Annotated in this window: 18 protein-coding genes; 8 read left to right on the plus strand and 10 right to left on the minus strand. The window is 58.2% G+C overall.

The window, feature by feature from the left end; genetic code table 11:
- Positions 1–331 precede the first annotated feature (331 nt).
- A complete protein-coding gene (locus PV407_RS05515; RefSeq protein ID WP_332088890.1) occupies positions 332–763 on the plus strand; it encodes a MerR family transcriptional regulator in 432 nt (143 codons plus the stop codon).
- Between the two features lie 18 nt (positions 764–781).
- On the plus strand, positions 782–1,468 hold the full coding sequence (locus PV407_RS05520) for a zinc metallopeptidase (protein WP_332088891.1): 687 nt from the start codon (positions 782–784) through the stop codon (positions 1,466–1,468).
- Between the two features lie 76 nt (positions 1,469–1,544).
- Here the strand turns inward: PV407_RS05520 and PV407_RS05525 are convergent, their stop codons facing one another.
- Positions 1,545–2,435, minus strand: a complete 891-nt coding sequence (locus tag PV407_RS05525) for a LysR family transcriptional regulator (protein WP_332088892.1) — start codon at positions 2,433–2,435, stop codon at positions 1,545–1,547.
- A 37-nt stretch (positions 2,436–2,472) separates the two neighbouring features.
- Positions 2,473–3,075, minus strand: a complete 603-nt coding sequence (locus PV407_RS05530) for a rhomboid family intramembrane serine protease (RefSeq protein WP_332088893.1) — start codon at positions 3,073–3,075, stop codon at positions 2,473–2,475.
- A gap of 142 nt (positions 3,076–3,217) precedes the next feature.
- Here PV407_RS05530 and PV407_RS05535 point away from each other — a divergent pair, with 142 nt between their 5' ends.
- The 3 genes from PV407_RS05535 to tpx all read left to right on the plus strand — a co-directional run bounded on the left by PV407_RS05535 (position 3,218) and on the right by tpx (position 4,625).
- Positions 3,218–3,424 (plus strand): YozQ family protein, encoded by a 207-nt coding sequence (locus tag PV407_RS05535; protein WP_332088894.1) that lies wholly within the window; start codon positions 3,218–3,220, stop codon positions 3,422–3,424.
- A gap of 108 nt (positions 3,425–3,532) precedes the next feature.
- Positions 3,533–3,982: a WGxxGxxG-CTERM domain-containing protein gene (locus tag PV407_RS05540; RefSeq protein ID WP_332088895.1), complete on the plus strand. Its 450-nt coding sequence runs from the start codon at positions 3,533–3,535 to the stop codon at positions 3,980–3,982.
- Positions 3,983–4,127: 145 nt separating this feature from the next.
- On the plus strand, positions 4,128–4,625 hold the full coding sequence (tpx, locus tag PV407_RS05545) for a thiol peroxidase (RefSeq protein ID WP_332088896.1): 498 nt from the start codon (positions 4,128–4,130) through the stop codon (positions 4,623–4,625).
- Between the two features lie 97 nt (positions 4,626–4,722).
- Here tpx and PV407_RS05550 read toward each other — a convergent pair whose 3' ends face one another.
- The 5 genes from PV407_RS05550 to PV407_RS05570 form a co-directional block, all read right to left on the minus strand.
- The gene (locus PV407_RS05550; protein WP_332088897.1) at positions 4,723–5,115 is read right to left on the minus strand and encodes a DUF1499 domain-containing protein; all 393 of its coding nucleotides are present in this window, start codon (positions 5,113–5,115) and stop codon (positions 4,723–4,725) included.
- A 149-nt stretch (positions 5,116–5,264) separates the two neighbouring features.
- Entirely contained in the window at positions 5,265–6,203 is a 939-nt protein-coding gene (gene pfkB / locus PV407_RS05555; RefSeq protein WP_332088898.1) for a 1-phosphofructokinase, read from the minus strand.
- Between the two features lie 85 nt (positions 6,204–6,288).
- Complete coding sequence (gene fba, locus PV407_RS05560; protein ID WP_332088899.1) at positions 6,289–7,155, minus strand: class II fructose-1,6-bisphosphate aldolase; 867 nt, start codon at positions 7,153–7,155, stop codon at positions 6,289–6,291.
- A gap of 139 nt (positions 7,156–7,294) precedes the next feature.
- The gene (locus PV407_RS05565; protein ID WP_332088900.1) at positions 7,295–8,068 is read right to left on the minus strand and encodes a DeoR/GlpR family DNA-binding transcription regulator; all 774 of its coding nucleotides are present in this window, start codon (positions 8,066–8,068) and stop codon (positions 7,295–7,297) included.
- 274 nt (positions 8,069–8,342) lie between these two features.
- Positions 8,343–8,903, minus strand: a complete 561-nt coding sequence (locus tag PV407_RS05570; protein ID WP_332088901.1) for a GbsR/MarR family transcriptional regulator — start codon at positions 8,901–8,903, stop codon at positions 8,343–8,345.
- Between the two features lie 239 nt (positions 8,904–9,142).
- On the opposite strand from PV407_RS05570, the gene PV407_RS05575 reads away from it, so the two are divergent.
- Genes PV407_RS05575 through PV407_RS05585 form a run of 3 tightly spaced genes read left to right on the plus strand, consistent with a single transcriptional unit; the run spans position 9,143 to position 12,117 of the window.
- The gene (locus PV407_RS05575) at positions 9,143–10,360 is read left to right on the plus strand and encodes a quaternary amine ABC transporter ATP-binding protein (protein WP_332088902.1); all 1,218 of its coding nucleotides are present in this window, start codon (positions 9,143–9,145) and stop codon (positions 10,358–10,360) included.
- Positions 10,338–11,171: an ABC transporter permease gene (locus PV407_RS05580; RefSeq protein ID WP_332088903.1), complete on the plus strand. Its 834-nt coding sequence runs from the start codon at positions 10,338–10,340 to the stop codon at positions 11,169–11,171. The genes PV407_RS05575 and PV407_RS05580 overlap by 23 nt, the downstream gene beginning before the upstream one ends.
- Before the next feature lie 25 nt (positions 11,172–11,196).
- Positions 11,197–12,117, plus strand: a complete 921-nt coding sequence (locus PV407_RS05585) for a glycine betaine ABC transporter substrate-binding protein (RefSeq protein WP_442951630.1) — start codon at positions 11,197–11,199, stop codon at positions 12,115–12,117.
- Between the two features lie 85 nt (positions 12,118–12,202).
- Here PV407_RS05585 and glpX read toward each other — a convergent pair whose 3' ends face one another.
- The 3 genes from glpX to PV407_RS05600 all read right to left on the minus strand — a co-directional run bounded on the left by glpX (position 12,203) and on the right by PV407_RS05600 (position 15,108).
- Positions 12,203–13,183 (minus strand): class II fructose-bisphosphatase, encoded by a 981-nt coding sequence (gene glpX / locus PV407_RS05590; protein WP_332088905.1) that lies wholly within the window; start codon positions 13,181–13,183, stop codon positions 12,203–12,205.
- Between the two features lie 121 nt (positions 13,184–13,304).
- Positions 13,305–13,991: a spore cortex-lytic enzyme gene (sleB, locus tag PV407_RS05595; protein ID WP_332089011.1), complete on the minus strand. Its 687-nt coding sequence runs from the start codon at positions 13,989–13,991 to the stop codon at positions 13,305–13,307.
- Between the two features lie 166 nt (positions 13,992–14,157).
- A complete protein-coding gene (locus PV407_RS05600) occupies positions 14,158–15,108 on the minus strand; it encodes a glucosamine-6-phosphate isomerase (protein ID WP_332088906.1) in 951 nt (316 codons plus the stop codon).
- Positions 15,109–15,121: the final 13 nt, after the last annotated feature.

Raw genomic sequence — 15,121 nt, forward strand, 5'->3', positions numbered from 1 at the left:
CCACCTTTTTGTGTTAGTTTTCATAACATTTTACGAATGCTTTAGTGCCATTATACGCGCGGCATCGGAAAAAGACAATATTTTTTTCGCGAAAATGTAAAAAATCCAAACATTCGATCGTTCAGAAGCCTATATCGTTCGTATTTTCAGAAACAATGTTACGTTTTCTCCCCCGTCCAACGTTCCCTTATTGCGCCTTTCCGGATGGAAGCGATCGCAAAAGCATGACGTTTGACTGTACGGTTTCGGATGGTTTATGATGAGGCTAGAGCGTCGAAAAGGTTGTAAATCGTTCAATTTGTCCATAATAGGGGTGACTGTCGATGGGGATATGAAAATGTACCGCATTGGGGAATTGGCCCGTCTGGCCGAAGTCAGCGCGCGCACGATCGATTACTATACGAAGCTCGGTCTCATCTTTCCCGAAAAACGATCGAAAACGAATTATCGGCTTTATACTGATGAAACCTTGGCTCGTTTGAAACGTATAGAAGTGATGAAGAAGGAAAAATACACATTGGATGAAATAAAGGCCAGCCTGGACCAATGGAAAAAAGTAAGCCAGGACGAGATGGTGACAGAAAAACTTACATCTCTCGAACTGCATTTGCGCCAGCTAGAGCGTGAAGTGAAAGAGCTTGGCCCGCTTCTCGACGATATGAAGCCGCGGCAGGCGAAGTATGCTTTCAAGACGATCGCGACGCAAAGCGCCGCCTGCATCGAGGCGCTGCTCCTTCTTCTGGGCAAAGGGCCGTTTATGTAACAAAGGAGGATGCCGACCATGTTGTTGTTTCACCCGATGGATTTTCTCATCCTTATCGCGTTCGCCGTCTCGATTTGGGCCCAGTTTCGCGTCAAAAGCACGTTCAATCGCTGGGCTCAGGTTGAAAACAGCAGCGGGATGACCGGCTACGACGCGGCCCGCCGCATGCTCGACCAGAACGGCTTGTACGACGTTCCGATCGAAGCCGTACCCGGAACGCTGTCCGACCATTACGATCCGATTCATCGCGTCGTTCGCCTGTCCGAGCCGGTCTATTACGAACGGTCGATCGCCGCCGTATCGGTAGCGTGCCACGAGGTCGGACACGCCATCCAGCATAAGGTGAACTACCCGATGCTCGTTGCGCGCCACCGGATGTTCCCGCTCGTCAACATTACGTCGGGCGTCGCGCCGCTGCTGCTGCTCGCCGGCTTCTTCTTCCAAATGTCCGGACTGTTGCTGCTAGGGATCATCTTTTTCTCCGCGGCCGTCGCGTTCCAGCTCATTACGCTGCCGGTCGAATTCAACGCCAGCAACCGGGCGCGGGAGCTGATGGTCGCCGAAGGGTTTATATCGAACGAGGAAGAACGGGGCGTCGCCAAAGTGCTGAACGCTGCCGCTCTTACGTATGTGGCCGCCGCGCTCATTTCGCTCCTCGAGCTGCTCAAATATATTATGATCTTTACGAACCGCCGGGAAGAGTGATCGGATTCCGACGGCAAATCAAAAAGCTTCCTCGCAAGGCGTCAAGCCTTTGCGCGGAAGCTTTTTTCGTTCCACTTTATCGAAGCCGAAAGTAGTCGAACAAAAACTGCTGGAACATTTCGGCGACAAACGGCAGCTTATGTCCCGACTTGCGGATCAGTCCGATCGTTCTCGTCACGTGCGGCTCCGTCACCTTCACCTTGACCGGCATGAGCGGGCTTATTTCGACGAGCGCCATTTCCGGCAGCAGGCTGACGCCCATGCCCGCGGCGACGAGGCCGCGGATCGTGTCCGTCTCTTCCCCCTCGAAGCCGACGATCGGCGTAAAACCCGCCTTGCGGCACGCGTCCCAGACGATCGTCCGCAGCGAGTAATTTTCGCTGAACAAAACGAACTGGTCGTGCTTCAGCTGCTCCAGCCGGATCGATTGGTAATCGGCCAGCACGTGGTTGCTCGGCAGTATGGCGTAGAGCTCCTCCGTCAGCACGATTTCGCCGGTGACGTGCTCGTTGTTTTCCGGAAAGGGCGATATGAACGCCATATCGACTTCGCCGCGAATGACGTCGCGAATCAAGCTGGAAAACGTCCCCATTTTCAGCCTGAACTTGACGTTCGGGTGATCTTTGCGGAAATCGGCGACGACCGACGGAATCAAGCTGATGCCGAGACTGTGCGGAAAACCGAGGCCGATTTCGCCGAGCTCGGGATCCAAAAATTCTTTGATTTCGCCGACCGCCTTTTCCAGCCCCGTCAGCAGCTCCTCGACCCGGGTCAAAAACAGCTTGCCGACCGGCGTCAGCTGCAAATTGCGCCCTTTCTGCACGAACAGCTGCAGCCCCAGTTCTTCCTCCAGCTGATGAATTTGCCGGCTGACAGCCGACTGCGCCACGTGCAGCTCCTCCGCCGCCTGCGTCACATGCTGCTTGCGCGCCACTTTCACGAAATATTGCAGTTGTCTTAGCTCCACCTTGTCCTCCTCCGGCACGCCGACGCGCGCGTTTCAGCTAACGGCGCCGCAGCAATGGCGCAAACAGCAAAAACCCGCCGATAAAGCCGCCGATATGCGCGTAAAAGTTAATTTGCGGAATGAGAAACGAATAAATGAAACCGACGACGACGACCGTAACGATCGTGGACGAAGATTGCTTGTCGAGCGCTCTTCGGAAAAAAAGCGAGATGAACAAATAAGCGGCGAAAACGCCGTAAATCGCCCCCGAGGCGCCGACGGATACGATCGTCTCTTCGCCCTTGTAAAACAGCGCCGTAGCCAAATTGCCGATAAAGCCGCTGCCCAAATAAAACAGCGCATATTTCCATTTGCCGAGCATCCGCTCGAGGGGCGGAGCGAACACGAACAGCGAGAAGCTGTTGAACAGCAAATGATCGAAGCCGCTGTGCAGGAAAATCGAGGCGAAATAGCGCCAATATTCGCCGGAGTACGGAAACTCGTTGAGCAGCGCCCCGAACCGGATGAGCGTCTCGTCGCTGCGCGTGCTGCCGTCGATTTCCATCCAGACGTACATGACGAGCTGAAGCGCCAAAATGGCGGTCGTAATCGGGTACCACCGGATATACTGGCGAAAATTTTCGTATCTTAAAAAAAGCATGGCGTACCTCCGCGCGTCCCGGAATTTCGTATACCAACTTTATTATCATACAACAGAGCACCCGGCAAAGCCAAATCGTTCCGCCGCCGACGAATATTGCGGGCGCACGGTGGAACCCTATTCCGAAAGGGGAGAAGACTATATGGCAAACGAAGCCAAAGCAAGCTTGACGGAGCATGCCGAGGAAGTCGCCGAACAGACGTATACTCCGTCCGGCAGTGCGTCTGCATCCGAGGTCGCCCGCGGGTTGGCCGAAACGCACGAGCAGGCTAACGACGCTTACGTGGCCGGCACGAGCGACGGAGCTTTCGTTCGCGAACGCGAGAACGAATCCGACCGAGGCGAATAACCGGAAAGTTGTCCCGCTGCGCGCAACAACAGGCATTCATAGTTCGGAGCCGATATACAAACGATAACGATGCAATAACATTATCCCTTCCGAACAGGAGTTGACGACTTGAAAAAAGCAGCAGCTTCTCTCGCATTGGCCGCAGCGCTGACGCTGTCCGCCGTTCCCGCCATGGCACAGGATACGACGACGACGACCGGGACAACGACGGGCACAACGACCGGTACGACTGGCACTACCACCGGTACAGGCACCACGACCCCGTATTCCGGCACGACGCCGGGCGTATACGGATCGATGCACAACCCCGCCTCCAACGGCATGACCAACACGGTGGGCACGACCGATACGACGACCGCTCCCGACGGCAACCGAGGCACGACCAACCGCTATTCGACTCGCGCCGCGCGCACCGGAACCGACGGTTATACGGTCGGCAACTATCGCGCTAATGCGACGAACGGCACGAATAATAACAACTGGAGCTGGCTCGGCCTGCTCGGCTTGATCGGTCTTGCCGGCTTGTTCGGTCGCGGACGCGAGCGAAACGACGTTTAACCGGCTGCGGACGCCCCTGCGGGGGCGTTTCTACATAAAAGAGGCTTTGCGTGCCGCAATCCATTGGACAATCGTTATGCCGTTCCGATATAATTAGAAAGGTGATTGTTAAAACTTTCTTAGACTGGTAGGAGGATGATTGTTCATGGCAACGTTCAAAGGCAATCCGATCACGTTGGTCGGTCCCCAGATCAAAGTCGGCGACAAAGCTCCAAATTTTACGGTTAATAAAAATTTGCTTCAGGAAGTGTCGCTGGCCGATTATGCCGGCAAAATCAAGCTGATCAGCGTCGTTCCGTCTCTCGATACGGGCGTATGCGATCAGCAAACCCGCCGGTTCAACGAAGAAGCGGCCAAGCTCGGCGACAACGTCGTCATCCTGACGATCAGCGTGGACCTGCCTTTCGCGCAAGCCCGCTGGTGCGGCGCGGCCGGCGTCGACAAAGTCGAGACGCTGTCCGATTACAAGAACAGATCGTTCGGACAAGCGTACGGCGTTCTTATTCAGGAATTCCAGCTGCTGATGCGCTCCATCTTCGTCGTGGACGCCGACGATACGGTCCGTTACGTCGAATATGTAGGCGAAATGACCGAGCATCCGAACTACGAAGCGGCCATCGAAGCGGTAAAAGCGTTGGCCTGATCGATTCGGTTACATACGCCGAAGCTTCAAGCGAGCGGTCAACAAAATAGCGGTCCGGGATTTGCGAGTCCCGGCCGCTATTTTTCGTGCGCAGCCTTTAGTTGCCGTCCGATTTGTACGCTCCGAGCTTTTGGTCGAGCAGCTTGAACAGTTCGATAATGGTCCTGTAGTTGGACCCGAGATCGCCGAGCGAACCGCGGGACGCCGAGTAAATATCGATCGCCGATTTTACCGGATTGATGGAGAATAATGTTATCGTTATATCTTGAGTCCGTCCAGTCATCGTTCGTTTCGTGACGACAATTTCCCCGACGTTTTTCACTTCGTGCAGCAGGGTATATTTCGGCAGCTTTTTGAGCAGCGAGATGACTTCCTCCCAAAGCTTGTCCTTCGGAAGCTTGTAATATCGGGTCTTGAGCGCCGGATCTCTTGCTTTGTCGCCCGTTACTTCGTGACTGCGGATAAGACCGACCAACATTCTCTTGAGCAAAAGCAAATCCCCCCCTGGTTCGTTTGCGTAATCTCATTATCGCGCTATACACCATATTATCATGCTTTTCCTTTAAGAAAAAGAGAAGTTAAACGTAATATATGGAGAAAAACGAAGCAAGCCGGTCCTGGACCGGCTTTCCGTTCGTTTTATGCGATCGTTTCGATGCGAACCTGCTCCAGCAGACGCTCCACATCGTCCGGCTCGACGTGGCCGGCTTGACGGTTCAGCGCGTTCGCCGTCCCGGCAGCGGTCGCCAGCGCCAGCGCCCGCTCGATCGGCTCGCCGGCCGCTAGTGCGACGGCCATGCCGGCGACGAACGAATCGCCGCTGCCGACCGGATTGACCGCGTCGATGCGCGGGGCGCGAATGCGGTACAGCTTTCCGCCGCAGCCCGCGAGCGAGCCGCTTGCGCCGAGCGTGACGACGACGCAGCCGATGCCTTGCTCCGTCAGGCGCCGCACGCAGTCGTGCAGCTCCGACTCCCGCTCCGGCTTCCGTCCGAGCAGCTTGTCGATCTCGTCCTCGTTCGGCTTGATGAAAGCCGGCTTCGCTTTGACGCCTTCGACGAGCGCCTCGCCGCTCGTATCGAGAAACGCCTCGGCCCCTTGCGCCTTGGCGATTTCGACCAATTCCGCGTACAGCGTTGCGGGTACGCCCTTCGGCAGGCTGCCGGAAAACGCGACGATAGCCGATTGCGCGGCCAGAAGCTTCACCTTCTCCTTCATCGCCTCGACGTGCGAGGCGGTCAGCGTCGGACCCGGCTCGAGCAGCTCGGTCGACGTCCACGCGCTCGCATCGATCATGTTCAGGCAGAGGCGCGACTCTCCCTCGACGCGAACGAAATCGTTCTCGATTCCCGCTCTCGTCAATTCGCGCACGATAAAATCGCCGTTGCTGCCGCCGACGAAGCCGGTCGCCTTCACCGCGCCGCCCAGCTGCTTCGCGACGCGCGCCACATTGATTCCTTTCCCGCCGGGCACGCTGATCATCTCGGCCACGCGCGACACTTTGCCGAGGGGAAACGAATCGAGCACGTACGTTTTATCGATCGCCGCATTCAATGTTACGGTCGTAATCAGTCCCATTCGTCGCCGCATCCTTTATCGTTCTTCTATAAATAGCGTCCTGAGTCGGTGGCGGGCCGTTCTTCCGATTAAGCGCCGTCCGCGCTCAGCGGAAATCGTTCGCTTTCCCGAAGCTGCCGCACAAGCGCATTTTTTCGATCGCCGCTTCCTTCAGCGCTTGTTTGGCCGGAACCATATATTTGCGCGGATCGTTCTCGTCCGGATTTTGCGCGAATACCGCCTTGATCGCATCGGAAAAGACGATGCGCAGCTCCGTGGCGACGTTCATCTTCGCCATGCCGAGCGAGACGGCGCGGCGCACCTGCTCCTCCGGAATGCCCGATCCGCCGTGAAGGACGAGCGGCACGTCGACCAAAGAAGCGATTCGTCCGATCCGGTCGAAATCGATTTTCGGCTCGCCCTTGTAAATGCCGTGCGCGGTACCGATCGCCGGGGCGAGCGTCGGAACGCCCGTCAGCTCGACGAACTTCAGGCATTCGTCGGGATCGGCCATGAGCGCTTCGTTGTCGGCCACGACGATTTCGTCTTCGACGCCCCCTACCTTGCCGAGCTCGGCTTCGACGTTCACGCCGGCCGGCTTCGCCACTTCGACGACGCGCAGCGTCTGCCGCACGTTTTCGTCGAACGGGGAATGCGAGGCGTCGATCATGACGGACGTGTAGCCGGCGCGGATGCAGCGCACGATCAAATCGAATTCGGTGCAGTGGTCGAGATGGAGCGCGATCGGAATCCGGTTCGCGTTGGCGGCTACCGTCGCGGCGGCGGCGATGTAGTCCGGCCCCAAATGTTTGACCGTGCCTACGGTCGACTGAATGATAAGCGGAGATTCCGTCTCGACGGCCGCTTCCACGACCGCCTGAAGCATCTCCAGCGTATGCACGTTGAACGCGCCGATACAATATCCGCCGGCTCGGGCGGCTTGCAGCATAGGGGTCGACGATACTAATGGCATGAGTGATTCCTCCCGCGGATGGTGTTTCTTTTCCGACTATTTCGTTTCGTTTTGTTTCTTTTTCTATTGTAGCCGATCGACCATCCGGTGACAATTTATTTTTGCGAAAACATGCGGAGTCTTCGTGCGAACAGCGAGGCTAAGTAACGATGAGTTGAATGCCGAGGTCGCGAATCCGGTCGCACGTCCGCGCGTCCAGCCCGTCGTCCGTCACGACCGTATGAACGACCGAAAGCGGCGCCACGTGGGAAAAAAACACTTTGCCGAACTTGCTGTGGTCGGCGACGACGATCACCTCTTTGGCGATCGAAATCATGTTGCGGTCCATATTCGCCTCGGACAAATTCGGCGTCGTCAGTCCCTCCCGCAAATCGAAGCCGTCGACACCCAGAAACAGCTTGTCGACCCGGATGCTGCCGAGCGCGCTTTCGGCGAGCGGGCCGACGAGCGCGAACGATTTCGGGCGCAGCTTGCCCCCGATCAAAATCACTTCGAAATCGGCGGAATTGCCGATTTGCACGGCGATATTGGCGGCGTTCGTCACCACCTTGAGCCCGCGTTTGCCGGCGAGCTTTTTGGCCAGCATCATGTTGGTCGTCCCGGCCGTCAGCAGCACCGCGTCCTCGTCGTTCACCAGCTTCGCCGCCGCCTCGGCGATCCGCTCCTTCTCGGCGACGAGCGCCTCCTCCTTCTCGGAGAACGATTTCTCGTGGGCGACCTCGCTTACCCGGGAATGGAGCGCCATCGCTCCCCCGTGCGTCCGAAGCAGCAGCTCCTTCTCCTCGAGCTTTTCCAAATCCCGCCGCACCGTTACCGGCGATACGCCGAGCGCGTCGCTAAGCTCCGCGACCGTCGCTTTCCCGTCCCGATTGACCAGCTCCATTATGCGCAAATACCGTTCTTCCGCAAACATGCGTATCCTCCTGCATAAACGCCAACGCCACAGGCTCGACCGGCGATGGCCGCCATTTTTTCATTCGTTCGTTCCAGTTCGTTTGTGATCGTTTCCATTCCAGTTTACCAGCCCGAACGGATTTTTACCAGACGGGCCCCCCGCCGTCGTCCGAATGCGGGCTTGCTCAGACGCAAAAACGCTCCCGGCCGCGGGAAACGACAACGCGTTCGCTGTCTTCTCCGCTCGGGAGCGCTGCTCGCAGCTTCTATGGCTGCCTGCTATATTCGGATCGTCAAGACTTGTCCTTCGGAACGAAATCGTAAATTTGCCCGGATTCGAACGTGTCGATCAATCGGTCGAGCCAGTCGTAATAGCGCAGGGCGCCTTCGATTTTGGCCAAATCGCGGGACAATACGGCGTTCAGCTTCTCGTCGCCGGCTTCCGCCTCCTGCAGCCGCCTCAGCTCGCCGGCCGACCGGTTCAGGGCGGTCACGTTCGCTTCGATCGCCCGCCGCCATTCGATGGCGAAATAATCGGTAAACGTTTGGTGCCAGTCCGGCTCCGCTTCGTACAAATCTTTGCGCGCGCCTTTCTCCCAAACTTTATGGACCATCTTCAGATCGAGCAGCATCCGAACGCCGGTGCTCATGCTCGTCTTGCTCATTTCCATTTCTTTACCCATCTCATCCAGCGTCATCGGTTTCTCCGAGAAAAACAGCATGCCGTATAAGTGACCGACCGATTGCGTCACTCCGTATAAATCCATATTTTTGCCGATCGCCTCGATTATGCGTTTCCGGGCTTTCTGGATCGTATCGATTTGCTGTTCGGACAACCCGTCAAACGGTTGCATCGTCTTCGGCCTCCCATCGTTCTATTTGTATTGTATGAGATGCGTTTCACAAAGTAAAGGAACGGATCGGGCAGGATGGCGGAGAATAACCGAGCATACCGTCGTAAACTTCGTACAGTTTTTTCTGTACGTTCGATACGTAAAGTTTTTTATGTTGTAATTCTGTACGGTTTATGGTTACAATATACAAGTAAGCTTCACGCAGACGTGAATACACAATCGAATAAGGGGGTGCTCGCATGGCTATCATCGAGCTCAAGCAAGTCAGCAAGCTGTTCGGCCCGCATTCGCAGCAATCGCTCGGACTGCTGGAGGAAGGCTGGACGAAGGAGAAGCTGGCTAAAGAGAAGCAGCTCGTGCTCGCCGTCAATCGGGTCAGTCTGGACATCGGCGAAGGCGAAATTTTCGTCATCATGGGGCTGTCCGGCAGCGGAAAATCGACGCTGGTGCGCATGCTGAACCGTCTTATCGAGCCGTCGGCGGGCGAAATTTTCGTACGTGGGCAAAATATTACGAAGCTGAATCCGGGCGAGCTTCGCGAGCTGCGCCGCAAAACGATCGGCATGGTATTCCAGAAGTTCGCCCTGCTCCCGCACCGGAACGTCCTGTCCAACGTCGAATTCGGCTTGGAAATTCAAGGCGTACCGAAGAAGGAACGGCGCGAGAAGGCGCTGAAGGCGCTCGAGCTCGTCGGTCTCTCCGCTTGGGCGGACAAAATGCCGGATGAGCTGAGCGGCGGCATGCAGCAGCGGGTCGGTCTCGCCCGGGCGCTGGCGAACGAACCCGAAGTGCTGCTCATGGACGAGGCGTTCAGCGCGCTCGATCCGCTCATCCGCCGGAGCATGCAGGACGAACTGCTCGAGCTGCAGCTGAAAATGAAAAAAACGATCGTCTTCATTACGCACGATTTGGACGAAGCGCTGCGAATCGGCGACAAAATCGCGCTTATGCGGGACGGAGCCGTCGTGCAGGTCGGCACGCCGGAGCAAATCATGATCCACCCGGCGAACGAATACGTCGAACGGTTCGTCGAAGACGCGGACTTGTCGAAGGTGCTGACCGCCGAACACGTCATGAGGCGGCCGGAAACGATCGGTCCCGACCGGGGACCGCGCGTCGCCCTGCAGTTCATGCGCGAGCGGGGCATTTCGAACCTGTTCGTCGTCGACCGGTCGCAAACGCTGCTCGGCGTCATTTCCGCGGACGATGCGGCGGAAGCGGTGCGCTCGAACAAGACGCTGGACGACATCGTCAACCGCGACGTGCCGACCGTTTCGCCGCAAACGGTATTGAACGATTTGTTCGAGGTGTGCGGGACGTCGAAAGTGCCCGTCGCCGTCGTGAACGAGGCGGGACGGCTCGTCGGGGTGATCGTGCGGGGCGCGGTTCTCGGAGCGCTCGCCGGGCAAATACCGGGAAAGGAGGCGAACGCCCATGTTCCCGAAACTACCGCTTGATGTCTTCATCGAATCGATCGTCGACTGGCTGTCGGACCATATGTCCGGATTTTTCGAACTTCTCTCATCCGTCATAACCGGTCTGGTCGACGCGTTCTCGTGGGCGCTTCACATCGCCCCGTTTTACGTCGTCATCGTTTTGCTGGCGGCGATCGGATTCAAGCTCGGAAGGTGGCCGCTCGCGCTGTTTTCGGCGATCGGTCTGCTGCTGATCGTCAATCTCGGCTTCTGGGACGAGACGATGGATACGCTGGCGCTCGTGCTGTCGTCGGCGTTCATCTCGATCGTGTTCGGCATCCCGCTCGGCATTCTATGCTCGAGAAGCAAAGCCGCGGCGCAGACGATTACGCCGGTGCTCGATTTCATGCAGACGATGCCGGCCTTCGTCTATTTGATCCCGGCGGTCATGTTTTTCGGACTCGGCGTCGTGCCGGGCGTCATCGCCTCGGTCATTTTCGCCGTGCCGCCGACGATTCGGCTGACGCATCTCGGCATCCGGCAAGTGCCGGCCGAGCTCGGCGAGGCGGCCGACGCCTTCGGCTCGACGCCGGGGCAGAAGCTGGTGAAGGTCGAGCTGCCGCTCGCGTGGCCGACGATCATGGCCGGTGTCAACCAGACGATCATGCTGTCGCTGTCGATGGTCGTCATCGCTTCGATGATCGGCGCACAGGGTGTCGGAGCTTCGGTCTACCGCGCCGTGACGCAGATCAAAATCGGCGAAGGGTTCGAAGCGGGCCTCGCGGTCGTCATTGTCGCCATTGTGCTGGACCGGTTTACCCAGCGCATGATGAAATCGAAATCGAACAAGTAAAGGAGACTGCCACCTTATGATGTTTATGAAAACGAAACGAACGCTGCTTGCCGCTTTGACGCTGACCGCCGTGCTCGCGGGCTGCTCGAGCAACGCGTCGACGCCGGAAGGAAACGCCGGCGGCGCGCCCGGAGCGGGCGGCGGAACGAAACCGGTCGCCGAGCAGGTCGGCCGGCAAATTATCGGAATCGATCCGGGCGCCGGCATTATGAAATCGGCGAACAAGGCGATCGCCGATTACGGGTTGAAGGACTGGAAGCTCGTCGAAGGCTCGGGCGCGGCGATGACCGCGGCGCTCGACAAGGCGATCCGCGACAAAAAGCCGATCATCGTCACCGGCTGGACGCCGCACTGGATGTTCGCCAAATACGAGCTGAAATATTTGGACGATCCGAAGCAATCGTTCGGCGGCGAGGAACAAATTCATACGGTCGCGCGCAAAGGGCTGAAGGACGACCATCCGTCCGCTTATACGGTATTGGACCGGTTCGAATGGACCGCCGACGACATGGCCGCCGTCATGAGCGCGATCCAGGACGGCAAAAAGCCGGAGCAGGCGGCCCAGGACTGGATCAACGCCAACCAGGCGAAAGTCGACAAATGGACGGAAGGCGTCGCCAAGGCGGACGGAAAGTCGCTCAAGCTCGGCTATGTCGCGTGGGACTCGGAAATCGCCAGCACGAACGTGGTCAAAGCCGTTCTCGAAAGCAAGCTCGGCTACAAAGTGACCGCCCTGCAGGTCGAAGCCGGTCCGATGTGGGCCGGGGTCGCCGGAGGCGACACGGATGCGATGGTCGCCGCTTGGCTGCCGACGACGCACGAGGACTATTTGAACAAGTACAAAGACAAAGTCGACAATCTCGGTCCGAACCTGAAAGGAACGAAAACCGGACTGGTCGTTCCAAACTACATGGACATTACGTCGATCGAAGATTTGGCCAAATGATAACAATGCAGAAAAGAAGAAGAAGCCCTCGCTATTCAAGCGGGGGCTTCTTCTTCACTTCATGCTGCGGATGCGGAAAGAGCGGTTACTTCCCTTCCGCGGCGATTTTCACGATATGCTTGTTCGGCAAATAATGAAGGGCGCGAATGTGGCGAACCGTGCGCGTATGCGCCCGCATGACGAGCGAATGCGTTTCCGCGCGGTCGCCGGGCAAATATTGCACCCCTTGCAGGAAGCTGCCGGACGTTACGCCCGTGGCGGCGAAGATGACGTCCTCGCGCCCGACCATATCTTCCATCGTCAGCACCCGGTACGGATCCTGCAGCCCCATTTCGACGCAGCGGCGATATTCGTTCGCATTGCCCGGCATCAGGCGGCCTTGCAGCTCGCCGCCCAAACATTTGAGCGCGGCGGCCGCCAGCACGCCTTCGGGAGCGCCGCCGGAGCCGATGAACAGATCGATGCCGCTCTCCGGCATCGCCGGCGCGATCGCCCCCGCCACATCGCCGTCCGTAATGAACTTGATGCGCACGCCGACCTTTCGAAGCGTCCGCACGATCGATTCGTGGCGTTCGCGGTCGAGCATCATGACCGTCAGCTCGCTCAAATTTTTGCACAGCGTCTTCGCCGCGATCGCCAGCGTCTCTTCGAGCGGGGCGAGCATATCGACTTTCCCGGCAAGCTGCGGACCGACCGCCAGCTTCTCCATGTACATGTCCGGCGCGTGCAGCAGCCGCCCTTTGTTCGCGATCGCCAGCACCGATATCGCGTTGTCGAGCCCGCGGGCGACGATGTTCGTTCCTTCCAGCGGATCGACCGCGACGTCGACCTCGGGCCCGTTCATGCTGCCGACTTGCTCGCCGATGTACAGCATCGGCGCCTCGTCCATTTCCCCTTCGCCGATTACGACCGTTCCTTTGATCGAAACCGTATCGAACATCATGCGCATCGCCGTCGTCGCCGCGGCGTCCGCTTCGTTCTTCTTGCCTCTCCCCATCCACTGCGCCGCCGACAGGGCGGCCGTTTCGGTGACGCGGACGACTTCCAGCGCCAATTCTCTTTCCACCGGTACCTCTCCCCTTTGACCCAAGCTCACCTCTCTTTATATTGTATCATTTATACTCATTAGTGTGTATTACATTTCGAAATTTCGTTATATGTGCCACATCATTTTGCGGCGGCTTCCGCTATTTGCAAAAAATATGTTTGCCGATTTGCTTGATTTGCGGACGCGTCCAAATCCACGCCGAAGTCGCCGTTTCCGGATTGAAGTAGTACAGCGCTTCGCCCGACGGATCCCAGCCGTTCACCGCATCCTGCGCCGCATTGTACGACGTTTCGTTCGGCGTCAGCCAAATTTGGCCGTCGGCGACGGCCGTAAACGCCCCCGGCTGAAAAATGACGCCCGAAACGGTATTCGGAAACGAAGGGCTTTGCACCCGGTTGATAATGACCGCCGCAACGGCCACCTGCCCGACGTACGGCTCGCCACGCGCTTCCCCGTGCACGGCGTTGGCCATCAGCTTCATCTCGCTGCTGCCGAAGGCGGAATTGCCGGAAGGCAGCCCTCCGCCGCCCGTCGTTCCTCCTCCGCCGCCTCCGCCGGCGCCAACGCCTGCGCCGGGAGCCCAGCTTTTCGTCGCGTTCCAAAGCATCAGCTTCGTTTTCGGTCCGACGACGCCGTCCACCGTCATACCGAACTTATACTGGAAATCGCGAACGGCCCGGTCCGTCTGCCAGCCGAATTCGCCGTCGATCGGCCCCCGGTAGTAATCCAAAAACTGCAGTCGTCCTTGAAGCTCGTACACGTCGGAGCCGCTCGCTCCGTACGAAAACGTCTGATCGCTGAACGATGAGACGACTTTGGGCGCCATCCATGCGGCCGTCGCGAAGGTCGATACGATTGCCAGCGCGATTGCGGCCCGCTTCCATTTAGAAGTCGACAACGCAAACACCTCCATAGTGGTATTATGAAGGTATTTCGCGCTTTCTATTCCGACCGCCTTCGCCCGTACGGAAAGGGGCGGCGAATCGTCCCCTCTAATTGACCTCCGCCACGAGCGGGCCGGCCAATTCCCGCAAAAAAAACAGCTTGCCCGGCAGCGTCGGCATATACGTCGAAGGAAGCCACATGTCCGGACCGTGCCTGAGCGTGATCCAGAGCGACATGCCCTGCCACTGCATGCCGCGTCCGAGCGCTCCGTCGCAGCCGCCGATGATCCGGTCGGATTGCAGGAACAGTCCCGGGCCGATCGTATTGGCACGGCACGGAACGAGCGTCGTCCGGCTTTTGAAGCTGGTGATGGCGTTCTGCTCGATCGTCAGCGGATGCAGCTGCGCGCCGATCCGGTGCGTTTCCCCGCGCCATGCCGCTTCGCTGTCGTATTCCGCGGCGAAATGGGGCTCCCAGAACGCGATATGCAGCATCCGCCCGATGCCGAACACGGTGATCAGCTCGGCGCCTCCCGCCTTCAGCTCGGCGATTTTGGCGGCGTATGCCGGCAAATTCGTTTTCGTCGCGAAATTGCGCTGCTCCGGCGGCACCGTAAGCGTCCCGAGCGGCCCGTAAAACGCTTGCTCCATCGCGTATTGGAACGCCCCCGGGTTGGTCGGCTCGAGCGTATGGCCGTCCGCGTCGCTCCATTCGTCCATATTGAAGCCGTAGACGTGGGAGCAGTCCGTATTCCACTGCTTCAGGAAATAGACGGCCCACTTGTACATCCCCATCGGCCCGACCGGCAAAATGAGCGCCAGCTTGCGTCCCGCCTCCTTCGTCCGCCGTATGTTCAAGGCGATTTCGTGCCCGAGCATCGTATCGAAGTCGTATACGTTGTCGCAGGCAATCGGGGCGAATTCCGGGTGCCAGAACGGCTGCCGCTCGCCGATCGCCTCGGGCGGATGGTCGCAGCAGCGGTCGAGCTTCGCCATATCCCAGCCCGCCGGATAAAAACGTTCGAGCAGCGAACCGCTCGCCGTCGTCATGAAATTCATGGCTATTCCTCCG

Source organism: Paenibacillus sp. GYB003 (assembly GCF_036577625.1).
Lineage (GTDB): Bacteria > Bacillota > Bacilli > Paenibacillales > NBRC-103111 > Paenibacillus_AB.

Coding starts and splice junctions, on each gene's coding strand:
- PV407_RS05570 (WP_332088901.1), bottom strand. CDS start 8,903: ATGCAACCGTTTGACGGGTTGTCCGAACAGCAAATCGATACGATCCAG.
- PV407_RS05580 (WP_332088903.1), top strand. CDS start 10,338: ATGTTCCCGAAACTACCGCTTGATGTCTTCATCGAATCGATCGTCGAC.
- PV407_RS05535 (WP_332088894.1), top strand. CDS start 3,218: ATGGCAAACGAAGCCAAAGCAAGCTTGACGGAGCATGCCGAGGAAGTC.
- tpx (WP_332088896.1), top strand. CDS start 4,128: ATGGCAACGTTCAAAGGCAATCCGATCACGTTGGTCGGTCCCCAGATC.
- pfkB (WP_332088898.1), bottom strand. CDS start 6,203: ATGGGACTGATTACGACCGTAACATTGAATGCGGCGATCGATAAAACG.
- PV407_RS05575 (WP_332088902.1), top strand. CDS start 9,143: ATGGCTATCATCGAGCTCAAGCAAGTCAGCAAGCTGTTCGGCCCGCAT.
- sleB (WP_332089011.1), bottom strand. CDS start 13,991: ATGGCGCCCAAAGTCGTCTCATCGTTCAGCGATCAGACGTTTTCGTAC.
- PV407_RS05585 (WP_442951630.1), top strand. CDS start 11,197: ATGAAAACGAAACGAACGCTGCTTGCCGCTTTGACGCTGACCGCCGTG.
- PV407_RS05600 (WP_332088906.1), bottom strand. CDS start 15,108: ATGAATTTCATGACGACGGCGAGCGGTTCGCTGCTCGAACGTTTTTAT.
- PV407_RS05530 (WP_332088893.1), bottom strand. CDS start 3,075: ATGCTTTTTTTAAGATACGAAAATTTTCGCCAGTATATCCGGTGGTAC.
- PV407_RS05520 (WP_332088891.1), top strand. CDS start 782: ATGTTGTTGTTTCACCCGATGGATTTTCTCATCCTTATCGCGTTCGCC.
- PV407_RS05565 (WP_332088900.1), bottom strand. CDS start 8,068: ATGTTTGCGGAAGAACGGTATTTGCGCATAATGGAGCTGGTCAATCGG.
- fba (WP_332088899.1), bottom strand. CDS start 7,155: ATGCCATTAGTATCGTCGACCCCTATGCTGCAAGCCGCCCGAGCCGGC.
- PV407_RS05515 (WP_332088890.1), top strand. CDS start 332: ATGAAAATGTACCGCATTGGGGAATTGGCCCGTCTGGCCGAAGTCAGC.